Raw genomic sequence first — 25,413 nt, forward strand, 5'->3', positions numbered from 1 at the left:
GGGGGTCCGCCCGCGCGCCCCGGCCCGTACGTTCGCCGCGACCCCCGGCCCCCCCCCCCGGGCCCGGGGCCGCCCCGGCGGGACGGCGGCGCGGCCACCCCCCCCGCCCGACCTCCCAGGAGCATCCATGTCCACACCTCGCGCGATCACGGGGGCCGCCGTCTTCCTGGTCGCCTACCTGTCGGTGACCTTCGCCGGTGCGCTCGCCGACCGCAGCCTGCCCCTGCCCGACGCCCCTGCCTCCGACGTCGCCGCCTACTACAGCGCCAACCCCGCCGCCGCGCTCGTCGTCGCCGGGCTTCAGGTCGTGTCCGTTCTCGGGTTCGCCGTCTTCGCCTGGACCGTGGGGCGGAGGCCGGCGATGGTGGTCGCCGGCGTTTCCGTGCTGGCCATGGTGGTTTCGAGCGCGCTCACCGTCGCCCTGACGCTCGTCGCCGGCTCGGCGTCGCTGGACACCGTCCAGGCGTTGCGGCTGGGCAGCTTCTACGCCGGCGGGATCGTCAACGTCGTCACTCTGGGCGTCTTCGTGCTCATGACCGCGAACGGGCTCGCCCGCTGGCTCGGGTACATCGCGGGCGGCCTGGCGACGCTTTCGGTGCTGTCACTGGCCTTCTATTACGCGAGTGCGCTGCTGCCGGTGGGCCGGGTGCTGTCGATGGTGTGGACGGTCGTCGCCGCGATCGTGCTCGCCCGCACCCGGCCGACCGGACGAACCGTCAGCGGTTCATCGCACTGACCTCGTTCCGGACCCGCGTACGCAAAGCACTGTCCGACGAGAGTCGCGTTCGGACGGACGGCGTCGCGCTCCGCACCGGCCCGGTGACCGGGTACACCTGGTCCTCGCCGATCAGCGGGACGCCCGGGCACGTCGTACTGCGCGGCCGGGAATTCTTGGTGAGGAACACGTTCACGAGCCCGTCCACGCACGGGTTGCCCGCCAGTGCGTACTGGCCGTGGAACGGCGAATCGTCCACCGACACCAGCGGGACCCCGGCCGACCGCGCCGCCGCCGACGCCTGCTCGTAGCCCGTCTGCGGATCGAACTCTCCTTGCACCACAAGGATGTTCGCCGCCACCGAGGCAGGAAGCATAGGCAGTTCGTGCTGTGGCTTGTCCGACCAGAAGCCACACGTTTCACCGAGACCGTACGCCCAGCCGAACAACGGGTACCGCGGACCCTGCCGGTCGCTGAGCCGCTCGTACCAAGACGCCGAACGGGTGGGCTGGTCACCGCACGCGACGGCGTACCGGGTGCCGGGACGCTGGGTGTAGTCCGGCGCCGCGGCGGCTACCCGCTCCGGCGTAAGCGACGCGGCCGGGACGCCGAACGCCCTGCGCGACGCGGCATCCATCGACTCCGCCAGCGCCGCCGGGGGAGTGGCGGACGTCCCGTCGAGCGCCGCGGCGCCCTGGAGGAAGACCAACGCGCCGAGCAGCCACTGGATTTCGCTGCCGTTGCCGACGAAGATCCCGTCGAAGGTGTCGGGGGAGACGCCGTGAGTGCCGTAGTAGGCGCGGACGCGTTCCCACTTCGCCTGCACCTCCGCCGCCGTCCCGCCGAGCTGCGCCGCGAAGTTCCGGGCCAGCCACGGCACGTAGACGTCGTCGAACTGGCGCTGGTCGATCACCGGGAACGCCTCGAAGTCGGCCTGCAGCCGGCCTTCGAAGTTGACGCTGGAGTCGAGGATCACCCGCCCGGTGTGCTCCGGGAACAGCGACGCGTACTTCGCGCCGAGCCACGTGCCGTAGGAGTAGCCGAGGTAGTTCAGCTTCCGGTCGCCCAGCAGGGCGCGGATCAGGTCCATGTCGTGCGCGGTCTGCCAGGTGGTGACGAAGGGCGCGAGCGCGTCGCTCTGGCAGGCCTCGGCCACCGCCCGCGGCACCTGCTGGTGCGCCGCGACGCTCGCCGCCGAACGATCGCGCGCGTCGAGGGGTCCCTGCGGCAGGCGGCCGACCGGGACCTCGCACTGGAAGCCCTGGTCGTCCGTGCCCGCGTGGCCGGTGCCGCGCGGGTCCATGCCGACGAAGTCGTAGAGCTGGTGCACCGACGGCTCGAGTGCGGCGAGCGACCCGGCCAGCGGCGTGCCCTGGCCGCCCGGCCCGCCCGGGTTCAGCAGGAGCGCGCCCTGCCGCTCACCCGTCGCGGCCGCGCGGCTGATCGACACCTGGAGATCGGTGCCCGCGGCCGGGCTCGCCCAGTCCCGGGGCACGGTGACGAGCGCGCACTGCACGGGCGCGTCGCCGGTGGCCGGCTTGAACGGGCAGTCGCCCCACTGGAGCTGCTGCGTCGTGTAGGGCGTGAGCGGGTCCGCCGCCGCGGCGGGCACCGCGGCCGCGAAGAGGGCGGCCGTCGCGGCCGCCAGGCCTGTCCGGGAGATGCGCACCGAGGGTGTCCTTCCGTCGCCGGGTGAGGCACCCGAGCGTGGCCCGGTCGCGGCCGCCGGTGATCAGCCCGGGGGACGAAGTCGTGGCCCGCGGCTCGGTCCCGGGTATGAGACGGCTCAGCGCGCGCCCGGGCGCCGGGACCGAGATCATGGGCTCATGACCCGTCCGGGACTCGGCATCGTCGGGCGCCGCCTGGTGCAGTTCCTGCTGGACGAGATGCTCGTCTTCGTCCCCATGCTGCTGCTCGCGATCGCGGTGGTGTGGCTGTTCCACCCGCACGGCCCGGGGCTGCTGACGTTCCTCGAGGTCGTCCTCTACACGATGCTGGCGCTGGACTTCCTCGGTCTCGTGTTCGTCATGGTGTGGTGGCCCTACCGGCACGGCGGCCAGACCCCGGCGATGCGCTGGCTGCGCCTGCGGATCCAGACCCTCGAAGGCACGCACCCGTCGCTGGGCGCGTTCGTCGTCCGCGACCTGCTGATGCTCGTCGACGGCTTCGCGTGGGGACTCGCGGGCACCGTGGTCATGCTCGTGACGCGCCGCCGCCAGCGGTTCGGCGACGTCGTGGCGCGCACGGTCGTCGTGCGCGTACCCAAGTCAGCGGGTCAGACCGCTTTCCCAGGCCCAGATGGCGATCTCGGTGCGGTTGCGGGCGCCCAGCTTGCGCTTGACCGAGCCGATGTGGGTCTTGACCGTCGGCAGTGAAACCACCAGCGAGCGGCAGATCTCGTCGTTCGTCTCACCGCGGGCGACGGCTTTCACGACGTCGAGTTCGCGCGGGGTGAGCGGGCTTTCGGGCTCGGAGACGGTCCGGGGATCGCGGCGCGCGTAGTGCGCGAGCAGCCGCGTCGTGATCGCGGGGGAGACGAGGGCTTCGCCGTGCGCGGCCGCGTGCACGGCTTCGATGAGCAGGTTCGGCCCGGCGTCCTTGAGCAGGAACCCGCAGGCGCCGGCGCGCAGGGCCGCGTGCACGTTCTCGTCCAGCCCGAACGTCGTGACCATCACGACGTGCAGCGGGTCCGGGACACCCGGGCCGGCCAGCAGTTCCGTGGCGCGCAGCCCGTCCACGCCGGGCATCCGGATGTCCATCAGCGTGACGTCCGGACGCAGCTCGCGCGCCAGCCGCACCGCCTGGTCACCGTCGGCGGCCTCGCCGACGACCTCGATGTCCGGTTCGCCTTCGAGGATCAGCCGGAACCCCGCGCGGACCATCGCCTGGTCGTCGGCGATCAGCACTCGCGTCGGCAATCCCGTCTCCCTCGCCTCAGCCGGGTTCGAGCGGCAGCCGCGCGAGCACGCGCCAGCGCCGGCCCTCCGCCGGTCCGGCCTGCACCGTACCGCCCACCGCCGCGACCCGCTCCGCCATCCCGAGCAGGCCGTAGCCGCCCCGCCGGGCAGGCCGGGCGGCACCGTCGTTGACCACCTCGACGCGCAGTTCGCCGCGAGGTTCGTGGTGGACGAGCACCCGGACTTCGACGGCGTCGGGCGCGTGCCGGCGGACGTTCGTGAGGGACTCGGTGAGCAGCCGGTGCGCGGTGGTGACGACCTCCGGCGCGACGGCCAGGGTGGCCAGATCCGGGCTGACGTCGAGGTGGATCCGCTCGTCGTCGGGGACCGCGCGGTCCACGGCGGTGGCGAGGTCGGCGGGCGGCACGAAGAGGTCTTCGTCGCCGGTCCGCAGCGCGCCGACGAGCCGGCGCATCGCGGAAAGCGCTGTCGCGCCCGCGGTTTCGAGCTCGGCGAAGGTCGCGGTGTCGCCGCCGGAGCGCTCGGCGACGCGGTGCGCGGCCTGCACGCGCACGACGATCCCGGTGATCTGGTGGGCGACGAGGTCGTGCAGCTCGCGGGCCAGCCGGAGCCGTTCGGCGGACCGGAGTTCGAGGACGTCCACGCGGTGGCGGACCTCGGCATCGCGCAGGACCAGCCCGCCGGCCAGTGCGCCGCCCCAGACCACCGCGGCCCCGGCGGCGTAGAGCGCGGCGGGGGAGCCGGTGCCGTAGCGCAGGAGCGGGGCGAGGGTGGCGGCGGCGCCGCCGAGCACGGCCTGGACGGCGGCGGCTCGCGGGGAGAGCCGGTGGCAGCAGGCGCCGACCAGCAGCGCGATCGCGAGGGTTTCGGTCGCGCCGGGCTGCGGCGGGAGCCGCGTTCCGGCCGCCGCGAGCAGGGCCGCGATCGTCGAACCCAGCAGCGAAAGGCCCGACACAGCACTGGCGAGACCGGCGATGTGGTCGGGGAACCGGCGGCGCAGCACGGCCAGCAGCGCCACGACCGGGCCGACGCCGGGCGCGAACTCCAGGGCGATCGTGGCGAGCTGGCCTTGCCCCGGCACGGCCCGCGACGCGAGGACCATGTCGAGCACCACCAGCATGCCGAGGACGACCGCTTCGGCCACCAGCGGGCCGCGGCGGCCGGTCCACGGGATCCCCGGGTGGCGGGCGAAGGTCATCTGCCGATGGTGCCCCACCCGGCGTCCCCACGCTCCCTTCGCGGCGAGAGTTCGTACCTGGGTACGAGACGGCGGCGGAATCTCGTACCGCCGGTTGATCGCCCGCGCCGCGGTTCCCGGAAGGCTCGGAGCATGAACCGGAACGGAGAATTTCTCATGCGGGAGGCCGAACCCACGACCCGGCAGGGGAAGATCGAGGGCCTGCCGGGCTGGTACTTCGTGCTCGTCGGGCTCCTGGTGGCGAGCAACGACTTCAGCTTGCAGTTCAGTGACCGGTACTCGTGGGTCGTCTACCTGCCGCTCGCGCTCGTAGCGGTGCACCTGACACTGTGGTTCACACTGCTGTCCCGGCGCCGCAAGTACCTGCGCGCGGTGTGGCGCAGCAAGCAGGCACTCGCGCTCGTCGCCGTGCTCTTCGTGCTGCGGCTGGGCCTGCAGATCGGGCTGACGAAGCTGACCGAAAGCGCGGCGCCGCTGCACAGCTACACGCACCTGATCCTCGGCCTCGTCATGCTGGTCGTGACGACGGCAGGCGCGTGGTTCGACCAGTGGCTCATCCTGCGCGTGGTGAACCGGGACGCGTGAGCGTCAGCTGGTGCCGCGCACCACGAGCCGGTGCGGGGCGACGATCGAGCGCGGCGGCCCGGGTTCGGCGGCCAGGCAGTCCAGGGCGAGTTCGGCGATCCGGTCCTTGTCCGGGGACACCGTCGTCAGGGCCGGGACGCTGAACCGGCCGTCCTCGATGTCGTCGAACCCCACCAGCGCCAGGTCGTCCGGCACGGTCAGGCCGCGGTCGGCGGCGGCGCGCAGCGCGCCCAGCGCGAGTTCGTCGGTGAAGCAGAAGACCGCGTCTGGGGGCTCGGCCCGGTCCAGCAGCTCGAGCATCGCCCGGTGGCCGTCGGCCCGGTGCAGGCGCTGGACCGGGACCTCCAGCCGGGGCAGGTCCCCCAGGGCTTCGCGGTAGCCGGCGAGCCGCTGGCGGGCGGTCGCGTTGAGGGAGCGCGGCTGGATGCCCACCGCGGCGATGCGCCGGCGGCCGGTCGCCAGCAGGTGCCCGGTGGCCTCGCGCGCGGCGGCGACGTTGTCGATCGCGACGTGGTCGACCCCGGCGGTGCCGTCGTGCTCGCCGAGCAGCACCAGCGGGACGCTGTCGGTGCGCGCGGCCAGTTCCGCCGGGGCCACCGCCCACGGGCTGAACACGACGCCGTCGACGAGCTGGCTGCGGCGGCCGTGCAGCAGCTCCTTCTCCCGTTCGGCGTCGCCGTCGGTCTGGTCGATGAGCACGGTCAGGCCGCGGAGTCCGGCGATGCGGACCGTCCGCGCGGCGAGCTCGGCGAAGTACGGCGAGTCGATCTCCGGGACGACCAGGGCCACCAGGCCGGTCCGCCCGCGCCGCAGCGTCCGGGCGGCCATGTTCGGCCGGTAGCCCAGCGCGTCGATGCTCGCCTGCACCCGCTCCCGGGTCGCCGGGGCCACGTAGCGGAAGCCGTTGACCACGTTGGACACCGTCCGCACCGACACCCCGGCGTGCTCGGCCACGTCCCGCAACTTCGGGTTCACGTCGGCACCCTACCTCTTGCAACGTGGCATGCCACGTTGCAAACTGAAGTCGCCACGCCGTCGTGATCCCCTCGGAGGCCCGGATGACCACGAACCTGACCGCCGCCGACGTCGAGTCCCTGACCGCCCGGCTGTCCGAGGACGGCATCATCGGCCTGCCCCGGGCGTTCCCGCGCGACTGGGTGCGCCGGCTCGGCGAGGACATCGACGCGGCGTTCGCCGAGGCCCGCGCCCGGCCGGACGGCGCCGTCGGCCGCGGCCCGAACCGCTACTACGTCGAGATCCACCCCGAACAGCTGCGGGGGTTCGCCGACCTGGCCGGGCACCCGTGGATCACCGCGGTGGCCGAGGCCGTGCTGGGGCCGGACTACCGGATCGTCGAGGTCGGGTTCGACGTCCCGCTCGCCGGCGCGGTCGACCAGCCGTGGCACCGCGACTTCCCGATGCCCGCGGAGACGGCGCGCCACCGCAGGCTGACCTCGCTCGCCGTCAACGTGACCGCCGTCGACACCGAGCCGGACATGGGCCCGTTCGAGATCGCCCCCGGCACCCACCGGGACGACGGGGCCGCGTTCGAGCACGGCATGTTCCCGCCGCGCTCGGCCTACCCGCGCTACCGCTCGCTCGCGGTGCGCAAGTTCCCGCGGATGGGGGACATCTCGATCCGCTCGGCGCTGACCGTTCACCGCGGCACGGCGAACCACTCGGCGAAGTCCCGGCCGGTGCTGGTGCTGGGCCTCGACGCACCGGGCGCGGGCAACGACGAGCACCACGACATTGCCGTGACACAAGGCTTCCTGGCGTCACTGCCGGAGTCCGTGCGCGCTCACCTGCGCTGCCCGATCGTCGGCACCCTGGAGCCGATCACCCAGAAGCACACCATCGAGGGACTGGTGATGGGTGAATCCTGAACCGGATGTTTGCCGGGCCCGGTGTGCGGAAAACCTCCGGCATGGCTGATGCAGGGATCACCGAAATGTCGGGCCGGGCCGGGGTCATCGCGGGATTGCGCCGCGTGCTGCTGGCGTTCGGAGTGGGCGGCGCGCTGGCGTGCCTCGCCTGGATGGCGTTGTGGCTCGCGATGCACCTGTAGGAGCTAGAACTCGTCCGACTTCGTGAGGTCGTGCTCCAGCGAGTCCGCCCGCGCGACGACCGCCTTGAGCGGGCGCTCGAACTCGTGCTCGATGCTGAGGTCCTCCAGCGGCACGGTGTGCTTGAGCAACGCGACCCCGTCGACCACCGCCGCGCCGCCGACCGCCGACGAGCCGGCCAGGTCGAGCAGGCGCCGCAGGTCGATCTTGTCGGCCCAGCCGACCGGGGACGAGATCTCGACCCACGCTCCGCCGTGCAGCTCCTCAACGTGGTGCGCCGTCACCTGCTGCGTCCGGCCGTCCGGGCCTTCCAGGCGGAACCGGAGCCAGCCGTCGGTGTCCTCCAAGACCTCGTACCGCGTCCGGACAAAGTTGATCACATCGGTCCAGGTGGTCACCCGCTCCGCCTCTCCCTCGGGCCTGCTGCGCGGTCGCAGCATCTCACGAGCCCCTGCGTCAGATGATTCCGGCTTCGATCAGCTGTGGCCAGATTTCGCTCTGGTCGGCGACGGTCACGCCGTGCTTCTCCGCTTTCGTGAGTTTGGCGGCCCCGACGTCGGCGCCGGTGATGAGCAGGTCCGTGCTCGCCGAGACCGACGACGCGATGGTCGCGCCGGCCTTCTCGCAGAGCCGCTGGAACGTCGGACGGGGGACCTTCTCGCCCGAGCGCGGGTCGCTGATGGACCCGGTGACGACCACGGTCTTGCCGGCCAGGGGAGCACCGGCCGCGACGACCGGGGGCAGGTCCTCGTCGCGGACGTCGAGTGACACACCCCGCTCCCGCAGCCGTTCGAGCTCGGGCTGCAGCCGCGTGAGGTGCTCGATCAGCGACGCGGCGACCTTCGGCCCGATGTCCTCGACGGCGACCAGCCCGTCGGTGCCCGCCGCCGCGACGTCCTCCAGGGAACCGAACCCCGCCCGGCAGAGGCGCGCGGCGGTGCCTTCGGACGCCATCGGGATGGCGAGCCCGATCAGCGCCCGGCGCAGCCCGACCGACCGGCTGCTGTCGATCGACTCGATCATGCGGGTGGCCGAGACCTCGCCGATGCGGTCGAACTCCAGCAGCCGTTCCTTCGTCAGCCGGTAGAAGTCCGACGGGTGCTCGAGGTCGCCGGACTCGGCGAGCCGTTCGATCCAGACGCCGCCGATGGCGTCGATGTCCGCCGCGGCGCGCGACGCCCAGTGGATCAGCCGCCGCACGGTCTGGGCGGGGCAGGCGACGTTGGTGCAGAACAGTTCCCGGCTGTTGCCCTGCTCGGTCAGCGGCTGCCCGCACGACGGGCAGACCGAAGGCGGGACGATCTCCCGCTCCTCGCCGGTGCGCTTCGAGGCGTCGAGCACGCCGGCCACGAAGGGGATGACGTCCCCGGCGCGGCGGACCAGGACGGTGTCGCCGATCTTGATGCCGCGGGCCTTGATCACCTCCTGGTTGGCCAGCGTCGCGCGGGTGACGGTGGTGCCGCCGACGAACACCGGTTCCAGCCAGGCGACCGGGGCGATCTTGCCGGTCTTGCCGACGTCCCAGACGACGTCGGCCAGGACGGTGGTCTTCTCCTCGGCGGCGAACTTGAAGGCGAGCGCCCCGCGCGGCGAGCTCGACCGGGTGCCGGCGGCGGCGTAGGCGGTGCGGTCGGCGAGCCGCAGGACGGCGCCGTCGAGGTCGTAGTCCAGGTCGTTGCGCTGCTGTTCGATCTCGCCGATGACGGCCTGCGCGGCGGCCGCGTCGGCGCAGCGGCGCATGTCGGCGGCGGTGAACCCGAGCGTGTTCAGGGCGCTGCCGAGGTCGGTGTCGGCGCTGTCGGGGTCGGTGTCGAGGTCGAAGGCGAAGAAGCGCAGCCGCCGCTCGGCGACGGTGGCGGGGTCCTTGGCCCGCAGCGTGCCGGCCGCGGCGTTGCGCGGGTTGATCAGCGGCTTGTCGGGGTGCGCGACGTTGTAGGCGGCGAAGGTCGAGCGCAGCATGACGGCCTCACCCCGCACCTCGACCCGGCCCGGGGCTTTCACCCGGTCCGGGATCCCGTCGGTCAGCGCCCGGACGAGCATGGTGACGTCGTCGCCGGTCGTGCCGTCGCCCCGGGTGACGGCTCTCAGCAGCCGCCCGTCCTCGTAGACGACGGCGAGGGACAGACCGTCCAGTTTGGGCATGACGACGACCGGCTGGCCGGGGAAGCGGTCGAAGAAGGCCTCGACCTGCTCGGGTTTCGTGGCTTTCTCGAGGGAAAGCATCGGGCGCGAGTGCCGGATCGGGGCGTGCAGCACCGCGGGCGCGCCCACCTGGTCGAGCGGGTTCGGGTCCGGCGCCAGGTCCGGGTTCGCCTCGATGAGCCCGCGCAGCTCGTCTTCGACCGCGTCGTACTCGGCGTCCGCCACCAACGGCGAACCCCGGTAGTACGCGTCGCGGAGGACCACGATGCGGTCGGCCAGTTCCGTTATCCGGTCTCGAGCTTCCACGGGGGAGACGTTACCGGTCGGGTCCGACAGTTCCGCTACTTCGGGGTCGCTCGTCCGGGCGGCTCTCCGGCCCCCGGGTCCGGTGGGGCGCATCGGTTCCCGCGCGCATCTCCCTGCGTGCGGAATCGCCGCGTGATCCGCCTCAGCCGTCGCCGAACCGGTCGCCGATCTCCTCGACTTCCGGCAGCCCCACCAGCTCCGCGAAGTCCGTCAACCCAGGCAGCTCGCGAACCGCCTCGACCGGCGTCCCGTCACGCGCGATCCGGGCCAGCACCGCGCGCATCGCCTCCGTCGCCGCGAGCAGCGTCGAGATCGGGCAGATCACCAACCGGAAGCCGAGCTCGCGCAACCGCTCGCGCCCCAGCGGCGGAGTCTTGCCGCCCTCCGCCCAGTTGAACAGCAGCGGCACGTCGCGGAACGTCTCCGCCACCCGTTCGATCTCGGCTTCGGACTGCAACGCCTCCACGAACAGCATGTCCGCGCCGGCGTCCCGGTAGCGGCGGGCCCGGTCGATCGCAGCGTCGAAGCCTTCCACCGCCCGGGCGTCCGTGCGGGCGATCAGCACGAAGTCCGGGTCCGACCGGGCGGCGACCGCGGCCCGGACCCGGTCCACCATGGTCGCCGCCGGGACCACGCGCTTGCCTTCGAGGTGCCCGCAGCGCTTCGGGGCCACCTGGTCCTCCAGGTGGATCGCCGCCACTCCGGCCGCCTCGTACTCGCGGACCGTGCGGATCACGTTCAGCGCGTTGCCGTAGCCGGTGTCCGCGTCGGCGATCACCGGGACCTCCACCACCGAGCGGATCCGGCTCGCCGCCTGGACCATCTCCGTCATCGTCAGGAGACCGACGTCGGGACGGCCGAGCAGCGACGCCGTCGTGCCGAAGCCGGTCATGTAGACCGCCGGGAACCCGGCCGCCTCGACCAGCCGGGCGCTCAGCGCGTCGTACGCTCCCGGTGCGACGACGAGATCGTCGCCGGCGAGCAGCTCGCGCAGCCGCGCCGGTCCCGGGACGCGCGGACCCAGCAGATCGGCCACGTCGATCACCTCCTCGCGGGGGCGTTCCCGAGCTGTCCCGGAGCCGAACCCACCCGCTCGAACACGATCTTCTCGTACGGACCGGCCGCGCCCGTCTCGTACAGGACGCCGATCGTGGCCGGGTCGGCCTGTACCAGGTCGGAGTAGGCCGCCGGCCCGGTGGTCAGCGTGCGGCCCGCCTGCCACGTGTGCCCGCGGTCGGTGCTCAGCCGCAGCTGCAGCACCGCGCGCGTCGCGGGGTCGGCCGGCCCCGAATACAGCATCAGCCACGGGATCGTCGTCTGCAGGACGCTGCCCTCGACCTTCGTCCCGGACACCGACGGCTGCACCTGGTACGGCCGGACGAGCGTCTTGCCGCCGTCCACGCTGTAGCCGTCGACGCGGTGCTCGGCGGCGGAGCCCTGGTTGCGGCTGGAGAAGTAGAGCGTGCCGTCGGGCAGCTCGGTCGCCGACGTCTCGTTCGCCGCGACGACGCCGTCGGTCCGGTCGTCGGCGAAGCCGATGTGCCAGGTGCGGCCGTCGTCGTCGCTGTAGAGGTCGTGGCCGCCGTAGTACTTCGCCTCGGTGCCGACGTCGGGGGAGCCGGCCGGCGGGGAGCTGGAGTGGTTGGCGGGCACCACGATCCGGCCGGCGTGCGGGCCGTGCCGCAGCAGCGTGGCGTGCCCGGGGCCGGTGGCGTACCACCGCCAGCCCGGCAGCTTCGCGTCGGCGGTGATGTCCCGCGCCGGGGACCAGGTGCGGCCGTTGTCGCGGCTGCGCAGCACGAAGACGCGGCGGGTGTCCTGCGCGGACGCCTGCCCGGACATGATCTGCTTCTCCGACACGGGTCCGTTGTGGACGGTCAGCAGCACGAGCTCGCCGTCCCGCGCGAGCACCGGCGTCGGGTTGCCGGCCGTGGCGTCGCCGTTGCTGTCCACGACGGACAGCGGGCCCCAGGTGCAGCCGCCGTCGCGAGAGGTGCGCGACACCGTCTGGATGGCGCCGGAGTCCCCGGCCGAGTCACGCCGTCCTTCGGCGAACGCGACGAGCGCGCCGTTCGCGGCCCGGACCACCGCGGGGATGCGGAAGGTGTCGTAGCCCTCGGTGCCGGAGGTGAAGGCCACCGACGACGCGCATCCGTGCGCCGGGCCGGCCGTGGCCGCGGGGGTGAGGGACAGCGCGGTCGCCGTCGCCGCCAGAAGGATCGTGCTGAACCTGCGAACCACCGGTTCGACCTCCTCGTTGAGGTAGGACATGGGATGTCTGACGTCCTATGTCCCGACAACTTAAGGAGGCCGGCCGTATCAGTCAAGGACCACGCTGGGTGCCCGGATGGGCACGCGGTGGGGGCGCCGTGGGCCGAGTGGGCGCAGCCGTGGACGCGTGAAGTGTGCGAAATCGACTCTGCCACCGAATTCGGTGCCGGGAGCCCCGAAACGATCACCTGCCGGACGACCTACAGTCGGGAGGCGGGCTTCGACGGCGATTTCCCCGCGTGCCTCGGCGAGATCGACGCCGCGGGCCGGGCCTCGGGCTGGCACGAAGACCGCGGAGGGCGCCAGAGCGCGGTCGACTACTACCGGGTCACCGAGGCCCAGGCCGGCAAGGTCGACGCCGGGTCCGTGCCCGCGGTGAGCTACCTCGTGCCGGAGCCGGCGCCCGGCACGACCGGCTGTACTTCACCGGGCTACGTCGGCGAATCCTGGGTGGAGCGGACCGCTGCCGCAGGCGACGGCCACGGACCTCCTGTCCCGCCACCGGTACGTCATGGCGTTCACGCTGGGCACCGAGTGCCGGCTCAAGGTCGGCTGGCGCACGGCCCGAAGTACAGGCACTCGACGAGCGCGTGGACGTCGTGCGCCCGCGCGAGCGGCTCCAGCTCGTCGAGCATCGCCGTGAGCGTGACCAGGTCGACCCGGCCGTCGCCGGTGAGCGGGAACTGACGCTCACGCGTGTCGTGCTTCGCGCACCCGCTGCCGCGCAGGTTGCCCGCCGGGACGACCGCGAACACGACGTCGCCCTCGTCGCCGAAGGTGAAGTAGCACTGCAGGACGGCCGGGGTGGTGTCGGAGACCGGGTTGGTCCGCTCGCCGCCGAAGCTGGCCGGGTACGACCAGCCAGCGGTGGCGTCGTCGAGGAACTTGACGTCGGCGGGGCCGGTGTCCCCGTCGAGCCGCCAGCCGCGCGACAGCACGTGGTCGTGCACCTCGAGCTGGCGGGTGATGAGCAGCGTCGCGGTCATGGTCCCAGTGTGGCCCACGTCCTCGCCCACGAACGGGTGACCTACCAATGGGGCTGGCTCGCGGGCGCCGGGCCTGATAAGCCTCTGCGCGTGACGATGGACCTGCACAGCATCAACCCGTGGGAAGTGTCGTTCCTCCGCGAGGAAGTCGGCGGCTACTTCGCCCACGGCGTCGAGCTCGCCCCCGGCGCGACCGTCCTCGACGTCGGGGCCAACGTCGGCGTCTTCTCCGCGGCGGTCTACGAACGGCTCGGCGGTGACGTGCGGATCTTCGCGTTCGAGCCGTTGCCGCCGCTCTACGAGAAGCTGGAGCACAACAGCCGGGACTTCTTCGCGGGGCGGCTGAAAGCGCTGCCCTTCGGGCTCGCGGCCGGCGAGGACGAGCTCGACTTCAGCTACTTCCCGGGCGCGACGATCTTCTCGTCGTCGTGGCGGGACGAGGGGAACGTCGAGGCCGAGCGCAAGCGGGTCACCGCCAGCATCGTCGCCATGATCCGGCAGGGCGGCATGGGCCCGGCCGCGCGCCGCGTGCCGGCGCCGATCCTGCGTGGCCTGGTCGGCCGCCAGTTGAAGGTGATGCGCGACCTCGAGACGCACCGCGTCCGCGTCCGGCCGCTGTCCCCGGTGCTCGACGAGGAGGGGATCGACCGCATCGACCTGCTCAAGGTCGACGTCGAGGGCGCCGAGCACGAAGTGCTGCGGGGGATCGAAGAGCGGCACTGGCCACTGGTCCGGCAGGCGGTCGTCGAGGTCGAAGGGTGGGCGGAGAACCGCGACCGCGTCCGCGAAGTGTTCGCCACGCGCGGGTTCACGGTCGAGGCCGTGCAGGACCCGGTCCAGGAGGCCGCGGACATCGGGATGGTGTTCGCGCTCCGCTGAGCCTTGCCTTGACGTGGGCGTCACTGTTTAGCGTCGCCCGGTGTGAAGTTCGGAATCAGCTACAGCACGCCCCACTTCGGCGTCGACCCAGACAACCTCATGCGGTTCGCGCAGGACGCCGAAGACCTCGGCTTCGAATCGCTCTACGTGCCGGAGCACGTCGCCCTCCAGCCCGGCGCGAAGATCGGGCCGATGGAGCTGGACCCGGCGCTGCCCTACGGTGACCCGCTCGAGTGCCTGGCCTTCGTCGCCGCCGGCACGCGGCGGCTCCTGCTCGGTACCGGTGTCCTGCTGTTGCCCTACCACCACCCGGTGGTGCTCGCCAAGCGGCTGGCGACGGTCGACCTGCTGTCCGGCGGGCGCATGCGGCTGCTCACCATCGGCGTCGGCGCGCTGCCCGGCGAGGCCGCGGCCACCGGGGTCGACTTCGCCACCCGCGGCCGCCGGGCCGACGAGGCGATGGACGTCCTGCGGCTGCTCTGGGCCGGGGACGCGGACGGCGTCGGCCACGCGGGGGAGTTCTTCACGCTCGACGCCGTCTGCAGCTTCCCGAAGCCGGTCGGCGGTGGCCTGCCGATCCACGTCGGGGGTTCGAGCGCGGCCGCCGCGCGGCGGGCCGGGCGGCGCGGGGACGGCTTCTTCCCCGGCGGCCTGCTCGCCCCGGACGAGCGCCGCCGTCAGTTCGAGCTCGCCCGGGCGTACGCGAGCGAAACCGGCCGGGACCCGGATGCCTTGCAGTACACGCGATGGGGGTCGATCGGAATGTCCGAAGTGGACGCCGAGAACCTCGCGCGAGACGGCGTGACCCGCGTCGTCGTCAGCCCCACGGCCGCCGACCGGGACGGCCGGCGGGAGGAGATGGCGGCCTTCGCCGAGCGGTTCGCCCTCGTTCGTCCGGTTGGGGCTGTGACTTCGGGTGACTACTCCAGTCGGGTGACGGCGAAAGAGTCGTAAATTTTCTGATCGATGTCTACTTCTTGCGTGACGGCGCTCACTTGTTGCATGCTCGGGTGGCTCAGGCTCCCGTCCCCCGCCGTCTCGAAGAAGAGAAGACGCCATGACTCGTACGCGCCTGTCCCGGCTCATCGCCGGTTTCCTCGCCGTGGGGCTGTCCGTCGCCGGGCTCTCCCTCGCCTCCGCGGCGAGCGGCCCACCCGGCTCACCCGAAGCGGCGGCGGCCGCCCTCGCGGACGTGCCCCTGACCCGGACGGTGTCGGCGAGCAGCGCGCTGCCCGGCTATCCCGTCGCCAACGCCGTCGACGGGAACCAGGCCACCTACTGGGAGTCCGCGAACAACGCCTTCCCGCAGTGGATCCAGGCCGACCTCGGCTCCACCAAGTCCCTCTCGCGGATCGTGCTGAAGCTGCCCACCGGCTGGGAGGCCCGCACCCAGACCCTCGCCGTGCGCGGCAGCACCGACGGCACGAGCTTCACCGACCTCGCCGCGTCGAGCGGGTACGCCTTCGCCCCGAGCGCCAACACCGTGACCATCCCGGTGACGGCCTCGACCCGGTACGTCCGGCTGAACGTCACCGCGAACACCCAGTGGCCGGCCGCGCAGCTCTCGGAATTCGAGCTCTACGGGCCCGACACCGGCGACACGCAGGCGCCGACCGCCCCGGCGAACCTCGCGCTGACCGAGCCCGCGTCCGGCCAGGTCAAGCTGACGTGGTCGGCTTCGACCGACGACGTCGGCGTCACCGGCTACACCGTCTACCGCGACGGCACGCCCGTCACCACGGTCACCGCCACCACCTTCACCGAGACCCGGCCCGCCGGCGCCCGCGTCGAGTACTTCGTGCGGGCCAAGGACGCCGCCGGGCACGAGTCCGCCGACAGCAACCACGTCGTGCGCCAAGGCACCCAAGCCGGCCAGAACCTCGCCGCGGGCAAGCCGATCGAGGCGTCGTCGAGCGTCTTCTCCTTCGTCGCCGCCAATGCGAACGACAACGACACCGCCACCTACTGGGAAGCTTCGGGCCAGTCGAGCACGCTGACCGTGAAGCTCGGGGCGAACGCCGATCTCGACCAGGTCGTCGTGAAGCTCAACCCGGACCCGGTCTGGGGCGCGCGGACGCAGAACTTCGAGGTCCTCGGCCGCGACCAGGGCGCCACCGCGTTCAGCTCGCTCAAAGCCGGCGCCGACTACCGCTTCGACCCCGCGGCCAACCAGAACACGGTGACCATCCCGGTCAGCGGGCGGGCTGCAGATATTCGGCTGCAGTTCGCCGCCAACTCCGGCGCGCCCGGCGCGCAGGTCGCGGAGTTCCAGGTGTTCGGCACCCCGGCGCCGAACCCGGACCTCGTCGTCACCGGCACCACCTGGACCCCGGCGAACCCGACGGAGACGAGCCAGCTCGCCGTCTCCGCGACCGTGCGCAACGCGGGCACCGCCGCCGCGGCGGCCACGACCGTGAACGTGAGTCTGGGCGGGACCGTCGTCGGCACCGCGGCCGTCGGCGCCCTCGCCGCGGGCGCGTCCACGACGGTGACCGTGAACGCGGGCACCCGGCCGCAGGGCACCTACAGAGTGTCGGCCACGGTCGACCCCGCCAACACGGTCGTCGAGCAGGACGACACGAACAACACGTTCACCTCGCCGACGCCGCTCGTGATCGCGCAGGCGCCGGGTCCGGACCTCGAGGTCACCGGCATCACGTCGAACCCGCCGAACCCGGCGGCCGGCACGGCGGTGTCGTTCACCGTCGCGGTGCACAACCGCGGCACGAGCGCCTCCGGCACGTCGGTGACCCGGCTGACCGCCGGCGCCACCACGCTCACCGGCGCCACGGGCGCGATCGCGGCCGGGGCGACGGCGAACGTCGCGATCTCCGGCACGTGGACCGCCACCTCCGGCGGCGCGACCCTCACCGCGACGGCCGACTCGACGAACACCGTCGCCGAGACCAACGAGTCCAACAACGACCTCTCCCGGGCGATCGTGGTGGGCCGCGGCGCGGCGGTGCCGTACACCGAGTACGAAGCGGAATCCGCGCAGTACCAAGGCCAACTGCTCCAGACCGACCCGCTGCGCACGTTCGGCCACACGAACTTCGCGACCGAGTCCTCGGGCCGCCAGTCCGTGCGGCTGGCGAGCCAGGGCCAGTACGTCGAGGTCACGTCCACGAACCAGTCGAACTCGATCGTGGTGCGCAACTCGGTGCCCGACGCCGCGGCCGGCGGCGGGCAGGACTACACGCTCAGCCTGTACGTCAACGGCACGTTCGCGCAGAAGCTGACGCTGTCCTCGACCCACAGCTGGCTCTACGGCACCACCGACGACCCCGAGGGCCTCACCAACCGGCCCGGCGGAGACGCGCGGCGGCTGTTCGACGAGTCGCACGCCCTGCTGGCCCAGTCGTACCCGCCGGGCACGAAGTTCAAGCTGCAGCGGGACAACGGCGACAACGCGGCGTACTACGTCATCGACCTCGTCGACCTGGAGCAGGTGGCGCCCGCGCTGCCGAAGCCGGCCGAGTGCACGTCGATCACCCAGTACGGCGCGGTGCCGGACGATGGCGTCGACGACGCTCCGGCGATCCAGCGTGCGGTGACCGACGACCAGAACGGCGTCATCAGCTGCGTCTGGATCCCGGAAGGCCAGTGGCGGCAGGAGTCCAAGATCCTGACCGACGACCCGACCGTGCCCAACGGCGGCGGCCAGTACAACCAGATCGGCATCTCCAACGTGACGATCCGCGGCGCCGGCATGTGGCGGTCGCAGCTGTACTCGCTGATCCAGCCGCAGGACGCGGGCACCATCAACCACCCGCACGAAGGCAACTTCGGGTTCGACATCGACAAGAACGTCCTGCTCTCGGACATCGCGATCTTCGGGTCCGGCCGGATCCGCGGCGGGGACGGGAACGCCGAGGGCGGTGTCGGGCTCAACGGCCGCTTCGGCACCGGCACGAAGATCTCGAACGTCTGGATCGAGCACGCCAACGTCGGCGTGTGGGTCGGCCGCGACTACAGCAACAAGCCCGAGCTGTGGGGCCCGGCCGACGGCCTGGAGTTCAGCGGCATGCGGGTCCGCGACACCTACGCCGACGGCATCAACTTCACCAACGGCACGCGCAACTCGCGGGTGTTCAACTCGTCCTTCCGCACCACCGGGGACGACTCGCTCGCGGTGTGGGCCAACCAGTACGTGAAGGACCCGTCGACCGACATCGGGCACGACAACGTGTTCACCAACAACACGATCCAGCTTCCCTGGCGCGCCAACGGGATCGCGGTCTACGGCGGGTACGGGAACCGGATCGAGAACAACCTCGTCTACGACACGATGAACTACCCGGGCATCATGCTGGCGACCGACCACGACCCGCTGCCGTTCTCCGGGCAGACGACGATCGCCAACAACGCCCTCTACCGCTGCGGCGGCGTCTTCTGGGGCGAGCAGCAGCAGTTCGGCGCGATCACGTTCTTCGCGCAGGGCAAGGACATCCCGGGGGTGACGCTGCGGGACACCGAGATCCACGACTCGACCTACGACGGCATCCAGTTCAAGACCGGGGGAGGGGTCGTGACGGCGGCGGTCTCGAACGTCAAGATCGACCAGTCGAACAACGGCGCGGGGATCCTCGCGATGAGCGGCGCCCGCGGCAGCGCGACGCTGACGAACGTGACGATTTCGGGCTCGGCGAAGGGAGACGTCGTCATCGAACCGGGGTCGCAGTTCGTGATCAACGGCGCCCCGATTCCGGCGGTGGTCGCATCCGGCCGGCGTAACGGGAAGTGACGGAAGGGGGGTGCCTCGGCACCCCCCTTCTTCACGCGTCGACCAGGTGGTCCCGCAGCAGGTCCCGGCGCCGCTTGTCCGTGACCCACCACTTGCGGGCCCCGGGCTTGCGGGCCTCGTACGCCAGTTGCTTGACGGTGCTCGCGCAGACGAGCTCCTTGACCTTCGCCCCCAGCCGGCCGCCGAGGTGGAGCCGGATCGCCGTGTCGTCGCGGCGGGAGAACTGGAAGATCCCGGCGCGGCGGCCGAGACTCAGGCACTGGCCGGCGAACCCGACGTCGGCCGGGGCGGGACGCGTGCCCGCGAGCCGGCTGAGCACCGTCTCGGCGGCCTGCGGGCCGAGCTGGACCGCCGACTGGCAGCCCATCCGGTACGGCAGGTCCGACGGCGCCGCCGCGTCGCCGGCCGCCACGATCCGGTCGTCGTCCACGCTCGTCAGCGTCTCGTCCGTGCGCAGGCGGCCCAGGGCGTCGGTGCTCAACCCGCTGCGCGCGGCCAGGTCCGGTACGCCGAAGCCGGCCGTCCAGACCGTCACCGCGCTGGGCAGCTCGCGGCCGTCGGCCAGCCGCACGGCGTCGCGGGTCACCTCGCTGACCACCGCGTCGGCGAGCACGGTCACGCCCAGCTTCGCCAGCCGCGCGGCCACCACGTGCCGGCCCTTCGGGTGCAGGTACGGCCCGAGCTCACCGCCGCAGATGAGCGTCACCGCGCGGCCCGCTTCCGCCAGCTCGGCCGCGGTCTCGATCCCGGCCGGGCCGGCGCCGACGACCGTCACGGCGGACGCGGCGTCGAGGACCGGCCGCAGCTGCCGGGCCTCCTCGAAAGTCGTGACGGGATAGGCGAATTCGGGGACCTTCGCGCCGGCGCTGCCCACGGCGTAGATCAGGTAGTCGTAGCCGAGGGTGCCCCCGTCCGCCAGCGTCACGTGGCGTTCGGCCGCGTCGATCCCGGTCACGCTGTCCACGACCAGCCGGACGCGCTCGGCCAGGACGTCGTGGTAGGCCACCGCCGCGTCGCCGGAGCCGGCGGCGAGCTGGTGCAGCCGGATCCGCTCGACGAAGTGCGGGCGCGGGTTGACCAGGGTGACGGCAACGTCGTCGCGCCGGGTCAGACGGTTTGCGGCCATGACGCCGGCGTATCCGCCGCCGATCACGACGACCTCGGTGAGCTCGTTCATGGTGTCTCCTTCGATGCCGGGTTCGGCATGAAGACACCGGGTGGCCGGGTCCTGTGACACAACCGCACGGTGACAGCTGTGGTTCAGCTCACGCGCCGGTCGGGGACTTCGTCCACTGCAGAGCCGCGTGCCAGGCGGCGATGAGCGCCTCGTCGTCGGCGTAGCTCGGGCAGGTCCCGACCGGGACCCACGCCTGCTCGACCGGCTCGCCGTCTTCGACGCGCAGGACGGTCACCCCGGCGTATTCCAGCACTTCGCGGCCGTGCCCGGCGGGGACCGAGACCGCGCGGGTGCCCAACCGCAGCCGCACCTGTCGTTCGCCCGTCATCGACCCCCGCTCTCCCCGTGATGCTCGACGGTGGTGTCGCGCAGCGGCCGTGATCTGTAACAGCCCGGCCCCCGCGTGCGGTAAACGGCAGGAATGACCCGGCCAATGGCAGCGGTGTGGCGAACGGGTGCGTCCGTTCGCGCTAATCCGGGTGTAAAGATCTCCCGGGCCGGTCATCCCAGGTCGCGGGGGGAATCGTTCTGGGGGAGGTGCCGAAGACATGACGCGGGAAAGTTTCGAGTTCGAGGCGGATCCGGCGCAGATCAGGCTGGTGCGGTCCTGGGTGCGCGAACAGCTGGCCGTAAGTGACGTGCCGGCCGAGGTGGCGGCGGACGTCGTGCTGATCACCGGCGAGCTGGCGACGAACGCCGTCCGGCACGCCGCCGGGCCCCTGCGGGCCCTGCTGATCTGCGCGGACGCCGCGGTGTGGGTCGGGGTGGAGGACGCCGGCGGGTCCGCGTGGTTCGACCCGGTCGTGCCCGACGCCGCGCCGGCGGGCACCGGGCTCACCCTGGTGGCCGCGTGTTCCGACCGGCGCGGGCACTTCCACCGCCGCGACGGCGGCAAGACCGTGTGGGCGGAGATCCCGTTGGCGTCGTGAGCCGGGCCTGACCCCGGTCAGCCGGTCTGCTCGCGGATCCAGTTCGCGACCACGTCGACCCGGGCGATCGTCTCCGCGCCCGGCTGGGGGCACGGCGGCCCGGTGTTCACGATGGCGATCAGGCGCGCGGTGCGGTCGTTGTCGTCCGAGACGAAGAACGGGCCGCCGGAGTCCTCCGGGCAGGGGCCGTTGTCGACCGTGCGCGTGCCGATCGGCAGGGCTTCCAGGGTCGAGGAGGCGATGCCCGAAACCCGGAACCGCCCGCGCTTGAGGTGGTCGGACGGGCCGAGCACGGTCGCCGAGTGCGAGCCCCAGCCCGCGAACTGCAGCTCCTCGCCGACCGACGGGCGCTTCGTGGCCAGCTCCACCGGGGTGATGTCGTCCACCGGCGCGCTGAGCTTCGCCACCGCCAGGTCGTTGACCGGCGACTGGCGGACGTCGACGACCACCGCCGTGTGCCCGCCCGGGTCGCTGTCCTTGAGCCTCCCGATCGTGACGGTCATCGTGTACGGCGGCCGGCCGCCGATCCGCGCGTCCTTGATGTCGTGGAAGCAGTGCCCGGCCGTGACGACCCACTGCGGGGCCACCAGCGAGCCGCTGCAGGCGCCGTCGCGCACGCCGCCGCCCTCGACCGGAATGTCGTCCGACGTCAGTTTCGCGTTGAACGGCAGGATCGGGTTCGGCGCGGGCTTCGTCGACGTCGGTGGCGCGGGCGCCGGGTCACGGCCCAAAGCGGTGGTGTCGGGCAGGCTGTGCCCGCCGAGCGCCGCGGCCAGCGCGGGCCCGGCCGGCGCGCCGATGGCGGCGTTGGCGAACGCGATACCGGCCCCCACCAGCACCGCGACGGCCACGGCACGCGCGCGGAAGCGCCGCCGTCGATCCGGAATCGTCCTCACACTCTTAATGCACGGATGAGAGCCCGGTTTGGTTGTGAGGAGTCGGTCATGTCACCGCCGTTTGCGGGACGCCTTCGCCGTCGCGATCGCCGGCCACAGCACCGAAACGACCGCTTCGGGGATTTCGTCCCGGCTTTCGCCCCGGTAGAAGGCGGCGAAGTAGCTGCCGAAGCACATCGTCGCGATGGTGTGCTTGTCGATGTCGTCCTGGACGGCGCCGCGTTCCTGCAGCTGGGTCAGCACGTTCTCGACCAGCGTGACCCGCGGTTCGACCGCGTGCTCGCGCAGGATCCCGAGCAGCTCCGGCGTGCGGATCGCCTCGCCGGCGAAGTTGCCCATGAGGACCATGGCGTCCGGGTTGAAGTAGGTGGGGTCCAGCCGGCGGACGGCTTCGGTGAACGCTGCCCGCGGCGCCAGGTTGCTCAGGTCGACCGCGTAGCTGTCCCGCTGCTTGCGGAAGCCGTAGTCCAGCGCGTCGACGACCAGCTCGAACTTCGTGCTCCACCGCCGGTAGAGCGTCGGGCGGCTGACCTTCGCGTCCGTGGCGATGTCGCCGATGGTCATGAGCGAGTAGCCGTCGCGGACGAGGCGGTCCCGGGTGGCCAGGATGATCGCTTCGTCGAGCGCGGCGTCGCGGGGGCGGCCGCCGGGCCGCGGTGCGGCTTCCTCGGGAGTGGGCGCCATGGGCCGAGCCTAGCGGATACGTTACGACCAGTCGCTGTTAAGTTACGATACTTGACTGTAACGAAACATCGGCTTACCGTCGGACCACCGGCCGAAAGGAGCCCCCGATGACCACCGCCCAGCAGCTGATCGACCGCAGTGTCCCGTTCCTCGACGACGTCAAGAACCGGACCGCGGGCGGGGAGCTGGAGACCTGGCTCAACGAGCACCACGGTCCCGGCAGCCCGCTCTACGACGACCTCGCGCGCATGATCACCGACGGCGTCCGCGCCGGCTGGGCGGCGAACATCGAGGTCGACGGCCCGAAGTACCGCCGCTCCCGGATCGCCGACCCGCAGGACGTGCTCAACTACTTCAGCGTCACCGCCGTCTACATGGACAGCGTCGAGCCCTACCGCGGGCAGTACCACCAGCACCCGTACGGCGAGCTCAACCTCGTGGTGCCACTCGACGCCGGCGCGAAGCTGATGGGCCCGCGCGGCTGGAGCGGCCCGGGCTGGACCGCGCCGGGCCCGGGCAGCCACCACTACCCGGAGGTCAAGGGCGGCGCGCTGATCGCCCTCTTCTACCTGCCGGCGGGCCGGATCTCCTACGACATCACCCCGCCGGCCGAGTGAGCACCACCGTCGAGGAGGCGCTGCTGACGCGCCGCAGCTGCCGGGCGTTCCGGCCGGATCCGGTGCCGCGCGCGGAGGTCGAGCGGCTGCTGGCCCTGGCGGCCCGGTCGGCCAGCAACTCCAACTGCCAGCCGTGGCGGGTGCACGTGCTGACCGGCGCGGCGAAGCGGGCGCTGAGCGCGGACCTGCTGCGTGCGCACGACGAAGGCCGCCGCTCGGCGGGGGAGTTCGCCTACCAGCCCGGCGCGGACCAGTGGCGCGAGCCGTTCCGCTCGCGCCGCCGCCGCTTCGGCGAAGGGCTCTACCGCGACGCACTCGGCATCGAGGCCGGTGACACGGCCGGCCGCCTCGGCCACCACCGGCGCAACTACGACTTCTTCGGAGCACCGGTCGGCCTGGTCCTGACGGTCAGCCGGCTGCCCCTGCAGGGTGCGCTGATCGACGCGGGCCTGTTCCTGCAGGCGCTGATGCTGGCGGCGCGCGGAGCCGGCCTGCACACGTGCGCCCAGGCGTCGCTGATCGACTACCACCCGGTCCTGCGCCGCCACGTGGACGTGCCCGGCGACCACGTGATCGTGTGCGGGGTGGCGCTCGGGTACGCCGACGAAAGCCACCCGCTCGCCGGTCACCGCACGACCCGCGAGCCGGTCCCGGCGTTCGCGACCTTCCACGATGGCCTCCCAGGCCCGGGCTGAGCTCAGGGGCGTTGCCCCACCTCGTCGACGTAGGTCTTCACCATCACGGCGCTGTCCTCGGTACCCAGGAACTGGTACGTCGTGGCGTCGAAAACCAGCACGATCGGCTGCGCCTTCGGCGAGGAGCCCGGGGGCACCGGAAACCTGATCCCGACGCCCGGACGGCCGGCGCCGTCGGTGACGTGGTCCAGGGCCGTCAGGCCCGGCACCTTCGCCGCCGCCTCGAACAGCGCCGCGTAGGACGCCGGCTGGAGGACCTGCTCGTAGGCGAGGGTGTAGATGGCCTTGCCGATGTAGGTGGCTCGGCCGTTGCGATCGGCCTCCTTTTCGTAGAGGTAGGCCAGCATCGCGTCGGCCGTCGTCGGCAGGTCCGTCCGGTAGACCGACTTGGGTGCGCAGTCCTGGAGCGTCCCTTCCGCGCGCGGGTCGTTCGTGCCGTACATCGGCGCCTTGCCGTTGCGGCAGCCACCTTCCTTGGCGCTGCCGATCAGGCTGTCCCGGGTGCCGTCGACCGAGAGCCAGACCTCGCGGTCGGGGGGAATGGCGTATTCGGTCTTCACGTACAGGAACTGGTCCGGACGCGGCGGCTTGGCCGGCTCCTTCAGGGCGGTGCTCGCCGCTTCGGTCAGCACCTTGACCGGATCGGCGTGCGCGACGCCGGGGCCGATGCCCACCTGCTCGGCCGGGGCGAGCGCCACGACCGCGGTGATCGCCGCGGCCAGGCCGATCGAGGCGCCGGCGGCCCAGAACAGGCGCCGGGACCGGTGCGGCCGTTCACCGCGGGCCGCGGCCAGCAGCCGCTCCCGGGCCGGGGTGAGGTGCTCCGCCGGTGCGAAGCCGACGGCCTCCGCGCGGTCGCGGATCAGGTCGAGCTCATCCATGGCTGAAGGTCTCCTTCGTGAGGTCGAGGGCGCCGAGTTCGGCGCGGACGCGGGTGCGGGCGCGGTTCAGCCGCGATTTCACGGTGCCGACGGGGATGCCCAGTGCTTCGGCGACCTCCTGGTAGCCCAGCCCTTCCGCGGCGACGAGCAGCAGGACGTCCCGCTCGCGTGGGCGCAGTGCGGCCAGCGCCCGGTCGAGGTCCGGCCCCAGCGCCTGGGCACTGACCCGGTCGGCGACCCGGTCGGCGTGGCCGTCGTCCACCGCGGGCGGCCCGACGGCCAGGCGGAGCTTGAGTTCGCGCACTTCGGCCCGCCACCGGCGCGAGACGAGGTTGGTGGCGATGCCGTAGAGCCAGGGCCGGGCGTCCGGCCGCGCCAGGTCGAACTTCGCGCGCTTGCCGAACGCGATGAGGAACGTGTCCGCGAGGACGTCGTCCGCCGCGGTCGGGCCCAGCCGCCGGACCAGGTAGCGGTGGATGTGCCGGGCATGGCGGTCGAAGATGACCGCGAACAGGCTCGGCTCCTGCCGCGACCGCGCGATCACGCTCGCGTCGTCGTCGGCTTCGGTGTCTTCCGGGGTCATCGCCCGCCTCTCGCTGCGCAGAGTGTCATCTGCTGTTCTCACCGGCGCGGGAACGGGTTCCGGAGAGAGCGGTGAAAGTGACCCAGGCCACATGGGCGGGCCGACGCTCGGTATTTGGAAGGTTACTTTACTAAGTGGCGG

The 25,413-nt window shown here is 72.3% G+C and carries 26 protein-coding genes; 11 read left to right on the forward strand and 15 right to left on the reverse strand.

Annotated elements, in window-relative coordinates; all coding sequences use genetic code 11:
- Positions 1–127: 127 nt before the first annotated feature.
- Positions 128–736 (forward strand): hypothetical protein, encoded by a 609-nt coding sequence (locus QQ657_RS45345; protein WP_284748593.1) that lies wholly within the window; start codon positions 128–130, stop codon positions 734–736.
- Here the strand turns inward: QQ657_RS45345 and QQ657_RS45350 are convergent.
- On the reverse strand, positions 717–2,384 hold the full coding sequence (locus QQ657_RS45350) for an alpha/beta hydrolase (protein WP_284748594.1): 1,668 nt from the start codon (positions 2,382–2,384) through the stop codon (positions 717–719). The genes QQ657_RS45345 and QQ657_RS45350 overlap by 20 nt on opposite strands.
- 157 nt (positions 2,385–2,541) lie before the next feature.
- Between QQ657_RS45350 and QQ657_RS45355 the strand changes: the two genes are divergently transcribed.
- Complete coding sequence (locus QQ657_RS45355; RefSeq protein ID WP_284748595.1) at positions 2,542–3,090, forward strand: RDD family protein; 549 nt, start codon at positions 2,542–2,544, stop codon at positions 3,088–3,090.
- Here the strand turns inward: QQ657_RS45355 and QQ657_RS45360 are convergent.
- A complete protein-coding gene (locus QQ657_RS45360; protein WP_434056844.1) occupies positions 2,983–3,621 on the reverse strand; it encodes a response regulator in 639 nt (212 codons plus the stop codon). The two genes, QQ657_RS45355 and QQ657_RS45360, sit on opposite strands and share 108 nt — an antisense overlap.
- 28 nt (positions 3,622–3,649) lie before the next feature.
- A complete protein-coding gene (locus tag QQ657_RS45365) occupies positions 3,650–4,831 on the reverse strand; it encodes a sensor histidine kinase (RefSeq protein ID WP_284748597.1) in 1,182 nt (393 codons plus the stop codon).
- A gap of 156 nt (positions 4,832–4,987) precedes the next feature.
- Here QQ657_RS45365 and QQ657_RS45370 point away from each other — a divergent pair, with 156 nt between their 5' ends.
- Positions 4,988–5,416, forward strand: a complete 429-nt coding sequence (locus QQ657_RS45370; protein WP_284748598.1) for a hypothetical protein — start codon at positions 4,988–4,990, stop codon at positions 5,414–5,416.
- Positions 5,417–5,419: 3 nt separating this feature from the next.
- Here QQ657_RS45370 and QQ657_RS45375 read toward each other — a convergent pair whose 3' ends face one another.
- Positions 5,420–6,391, reverse strand: coding sequence for a LacI family DNA-binding transcriptional regulator (locus tag QQ657_RS45375; RefSeq protein ID WP_284748599.1), 972 nt, complete (start codon positions 6,389–6,391; stop codon positions 5,420–5,422).
- A gap of 83 nt (positions 6,392–6,474) precedes the next feature.
- Here QQ657_RS45375 and QQ657_RS45380 point away from each other — a divergent pair, with 83 nt between their 5' ends.
- The gene (locus QQ657_RS45380) at positions 6,475–7,302 is read left to right on the forward strand and encodes a phytanoyl-CoA dioxygenase family protein (RefSeq protein WP_284748600.1); all 828 of its coding nucleotides are present in this window, start codon (positions 6,475–6,477) and stop codon (positions 7,300–7,302) included.
- Between the two features lie 41 nt (positions 7,303–7,343).
- Positions 7,344–7,484 (forward strand): hypothetical protein, encoded by a 141-nt coding sequence (locus QQ657_RS45385; RefSeq protein WP_284748601.1) that lies wholly within the window; start codon positions 7,344–7,346, stop codon positions 7,482–7,484.
- Between the two features lie 3 nt (positions 7,485–7,487).
- Here QQ657_RS45385 and QQ657_RS45390 read toward each other — a convergent pair whose 3' ends face one another.
- The 5 genes from QQ657_RS45390 to QQ657_RS45410 all read right to left on the reverse strand — a co-directional run bounded on the left by QQ657_RS45390 (position 7,488) and on the right by QQ657_RS45410 (position 13,187).
- Entirely contained in the window at positions 7,488–7,880 is a 393-nt protein-coding gene (locus QQ657_RS45390; RefSeq protein WP_284748602.1) for a hypothetical protein, read from the reverse strand.
- A 58-nt stretch (positions 7,881–7,938) separates the two neighbouring features.
- Positions 7,939–9,930 carry an NAD-dependent DNA ligase LigA gene (ligA, locus tag QQ657_RS45395; RefSeq protein WP_284748603.1) on the reverse strand — a complete coding sequence of 664 codons (1,992 nt, stop codon included), beginning with the start codon at positions 9,928–9,930 and terminating at the stop codon, positions 7,939–7,941.
- 142 nt (positions 9,931–10,072) lie between these two features.
- Positions 10,073–10,966 carry an isocitrate lyase/PEP mutase family protein gene (locus QQ657_RS45400; protein ID WP_284748604.1) on the reverse strand — a complete coding sequence of 298 codons (894 nt, stop codon included), beginning with the start codon at positions 10,964–10,966 and terminating at the stop codon, positions 10,073–10,075.
- A gap of 5 nt (positions 10,967–10,971) precedes the next feature.
- Positions 10,972–12,171 (reverse strand): sialidase family protein, encoded by a 1,200-nt coding sequence (locus tag QQ657_RS45405; RefSeq protein WP_284748605.1) that lies wholly within the window; start codon positions 12,169–12,171, stop codon positions 10,972–10,974.
- 572 nt (positions 12,172–12,743) lie between these two features.
- Positions 12,744–13,187, reverse strand: coding sequence for a hypothetical protein (locus QQ657_RS45410; protein WP_284748606.1), 444 nt, complete (start codon positions 13,185–13,187; stop codon positions 12,744–12,746).
- 9 nt (positions 13,188–13,196) lie between these two features.
- Here QQ657_RS45410 and QQ657_RS45415 point away from each other — a divergent pair, with 9 nt between their 5' ends.
- From QQ657_RS45415 to QQ657_RS45425, 3 genes are all read left to right on the forward strand, one after another.
- The gene (locus QQ657_RS45415) at positions 13,197–14,066 is read left to right on the forward strand and encodes an FkbM family methyltransferase (protein ID WP_284748607.1); all 870 of its coding nucleotides are present in this window, start codon (positions 13,197–13,199) and stop codon (positions 14,064–14,066) included.
- 42 nt (positions 14,067–14,108) lie between these two features.
- Positions 14,109–15,020: a TIGR03619 family F420-dependent LLM class oxidoreductase gene (locus QQ657_RS45420; RefSeq protein ID WP_284748608.1), complete on the forward strand. Its 912-nt coding sequence runs from the start codon at positions 14,109–14,111 to the stop codon at positions 15,018–15,020.
- A 103-nt stretch (positions 15,021–15,123) separates the two neighbouring features.
- Positions 15,124–18,810, forward strand: a complete 3,687-nt coding sequence (locus QQ657_RS45425; protein ID WP_284748609.1) for a CARDB domain-containing protein — start codon at positions 15,124–15,126, stop codon at positions 18,808–18,810.
- 31 nt (positions 18,811–18,841) lie between these two features.
- Here QQ657_RS45425 and QQ657_RS45430 read toward each other — a convergent pair whose 3' ends face one another.
- On the reverse strand, positions 18,842–19,987 hold the full coding sequence (locus QQ657_RS45430) for an NAD(P)/FAD-dependent oxidoreductase (protein WP_284748610.1): 1,146 nt from the start codon (positions 19,985–19,987) through the stop codon (positions 18,842–18,844).
- A gap of 88 nt (positions 19,988–20,075) precedes the next feature.
- Entirely contained in the window at positions 20,076–20,315 is a 240-nt protein-coding gene (locus tag QQ657_RS45435; protein ID WP_284748611.1) for a hypothetical protein, read from the reverse strand.
- A gap of 220 nt (positions 20,316–20,535) precedes the next feature.
- Between QQ657_RS45435 and QQ657_RS45440 the strand changes: the two genes are divergently transcribed.
- Positions 20,536–20,916 (forward strand): ATP-binding protein, encoded by a 381-nt coding sequence (locus tag QQ657_RS45440; RefSeq protein ID WP_284748612.1) that lies wholly within the window; start codon positions 20,536–20,538, stop codon positions 20,914–20,916.
- Between the two features lie 17 nt (positions 20,917–20,933).
- On the opposite strand, the gene QQ657_RS45445 is transcribed toward QQ657_RS45440, so the two are convergent.
- On the reverse strand, positions 20,934–21,812 hold the full coding sequence (locus tag QQ657_RS45445; RefSeq protein ID WP_284748613.1) for a S1 family peptidase: 879 nt from the start codon (positions 21,810–21,812) through the stop codon (positions 20,934–20,936).
- A 51-nt stretch (positions 21,813–21,863) separates the two neighbouring features.
- Positions 21,864–22,496 (reverse strand): TetR/AcrR family transcriptional regulator, encoded by a 633-nt coding sequence (locus tag QQ657_RS45450; RefSeq protein ID WP_284748614.1) that lies wholly within the window; start codon positions 22,494–22,496, stop codon positions 21,864–21,866.
- 107 nt (positions 22,497–22,603) lie between these two features.
- On the opposite strand from QQ657_RS45450, the gene QQ657_RS45455 reads away from it, so the two are divergent.
- Together QQ657_RS45455 and QQ657_RS45460 are read left to right on the forward strand one after the other, a co-directional pair.
- Positions 22,604–23,113, forward strand: coding sequence for a DUF4863 family protein (locus QQ657_RS45455; RefSeq protein WP_284748615.1), 510 nt, complete (start codon positions 22,604–22,606; stop codon positions 23,111–23,113).
- On the forward strand, positions 23,110–23,808 hold the full coding sequence (locus QQ657_RS45460; RefSeq protein WP_284748616.1) for a nitroreductase: 699 nt from the start codon (positions 23,110–23,112) through the stop codon (positions 23,806–23,808). The genes QQ657_RS45455 and QQ657_RS45460 overlap by 4 nt, the downstream gene beginning before the upstream one ends.
- Before the next feature lie 2 nt (positions 23,809–23,810).
- Here QQ657_RS45460 and QQ657_RS45465 read toward each other — a convergent pair whose 3' ends face one another.
- Together QQ657_RS45465 and QQ657_RS45470 are read right to left on the reverse strand one after the other, a co-directional pair.
- The gene (locus QQ657_RS45465) at positions 23,811–24,689 is read right to left on the reverse strand and encodes a CU044_5270 family protein (protein WP_284748617.1); all 879 of its coding nucleotides are present in this window, start codon (positions 24,687–24,689) and stop codon (positions 23,811–23,813) included.
- The gene (locus QQ657_RS45470; RefSeq protein WP_284748618.1) at positions 24,682–25,272 is read right to left on the reverse strand and encodes an RNA polymerase sigma factor; all 591 of its coding nucleotides are present in this window, start codon (positions 25,270–25,272) and stop codon (positions 24,682–24,684) included. Before QQ657_RS45470 ends, QQ657_RS45465 begins: the two co-directional genes overlap by 8 nt.
- Positions 25,273–25,413: the final 141 nt, after the last annotated feature.

The sequence above is a fragment of the Amycolatopsis ponsaeliensis genome, from assembly GCF_030182635.1.
GTDB lineage: Bacteria > Actinomycetota > Actinomycetes > Mycobacteriales > Pseudonocardiaceae > Amycolatopsis > Amycolatopsis ponsaeliensis.

Excerpts from the sequence above, each read along its gene's own strand:
- QQ657_RS45435 (WP_284748611.1), bottom strand. The coding sequence starts at position 20,315 with ATGACGGGCGAACGACAGGTGCGGCTGCGGTTGGGCACCCGCGCGGTC.
- QQ657_RS45380 (WP_284748600.1), top strand. The coding sequence starts at position 6,475 with ATGACCACGAACCTGACCGCCGCCGACGTCGAGTCCCTGACCGCCCGG.
- QQ657_RS45410 (WP_284748606.1), bottom strand. The coding sequence starts at position 13,187 with ATGACCGCGACGCTGCTCATCACCCGCCAGCTCGAGGTGCACGACCAC.
- QQ657_RS45345 (WP_284748593.1), top strand. The coding sequence starts at position 128 with ATGTCCACACCTCGCGCGATCACGGGGGCCGCCGTCTTCCTGGTCGCC.
- QQ657_RS45455 (WP_284748615.1), top strand. The coding sequence starts at position 22,604 with ATGACCACCGCCCAGCAGCTGATCGACCGCAGTGTCCCGTTCCTCGAC.
- QQ657_RS45465 (WP_284748617.1), bottom strand. The coding sequence starts at position 24,689 with ATGGATGAGCTCGACCTGATCCGCGACCGCGCGGAGGCCGTCGGCTTC.
- QQ657_RS45440 (WP_284748612.1), top strand. The coding sequence starts at position 20,536 with ATGACGCGGGAAAGTTTCGAGTTCGAGGCGGATCCGGCGCAGATCAGG.
- QQ657_RS45385 (WP_284748601.1), top strand. The coding sequence starts at position 7,344 with ATGGCTGATGCAGGGATCACCGAAATGTCGGGCCGGGCCGGGGTCATC.
- QQ657_RS45430 (WP_284748610.1), bottom strand. The coding sequence starts at position 19,987 with ATGAACGAGCTCACCGAGGTCGTCGTGATCGGCGGCGGATACGCCGGC.
- QQ657_RS45470 (WP_284748618.1), bottom strand. The coding sequence starts at position 25,272 with ATGACCCCGGAAGACACCGAAGCCGACGACGACGCGAGCGTGATCGCG.
- QQ657_RS45355 (WP_284748595.1), top strand. The coding sequence starts at position 2,542 with ATGACCCGTCCGGGACTCGGCATCGTCGGGCGCCGCCTGGTGCAGTTC.
- QQ657_RS45365 (WP_284748597.1), bottom strand. The coding sequence starts at position 4,831 with ATGACCTTCGCCCGCCACCCGGGGATCCCGTGGACCGGCCGCCGCGGC.
- QQ657_RS45450 (WP_284748614.1), bottom strand. The coding sequence starts at position 22,496 with ATGGCGCCCACTCCCGAGGAAGCCGCACCGCGGCCCGGCGGCCGCCCC.
- QQ657_RS45425 (WP_284748609.1), top strand. The coding sequence starts at position 15,124 with ATGACTCGTACGCGCCTGTCCCGGCTCATCGCCGGTTTCCTCGCCGTG.
- QQ657_RS45370 (WP_284748598.1), top strand. The coding sequence starts at position 4,988 with ATGCGGGAGGCCGAACCCACGACCCGGCAGGGGAAGATCGAGGGCCTG.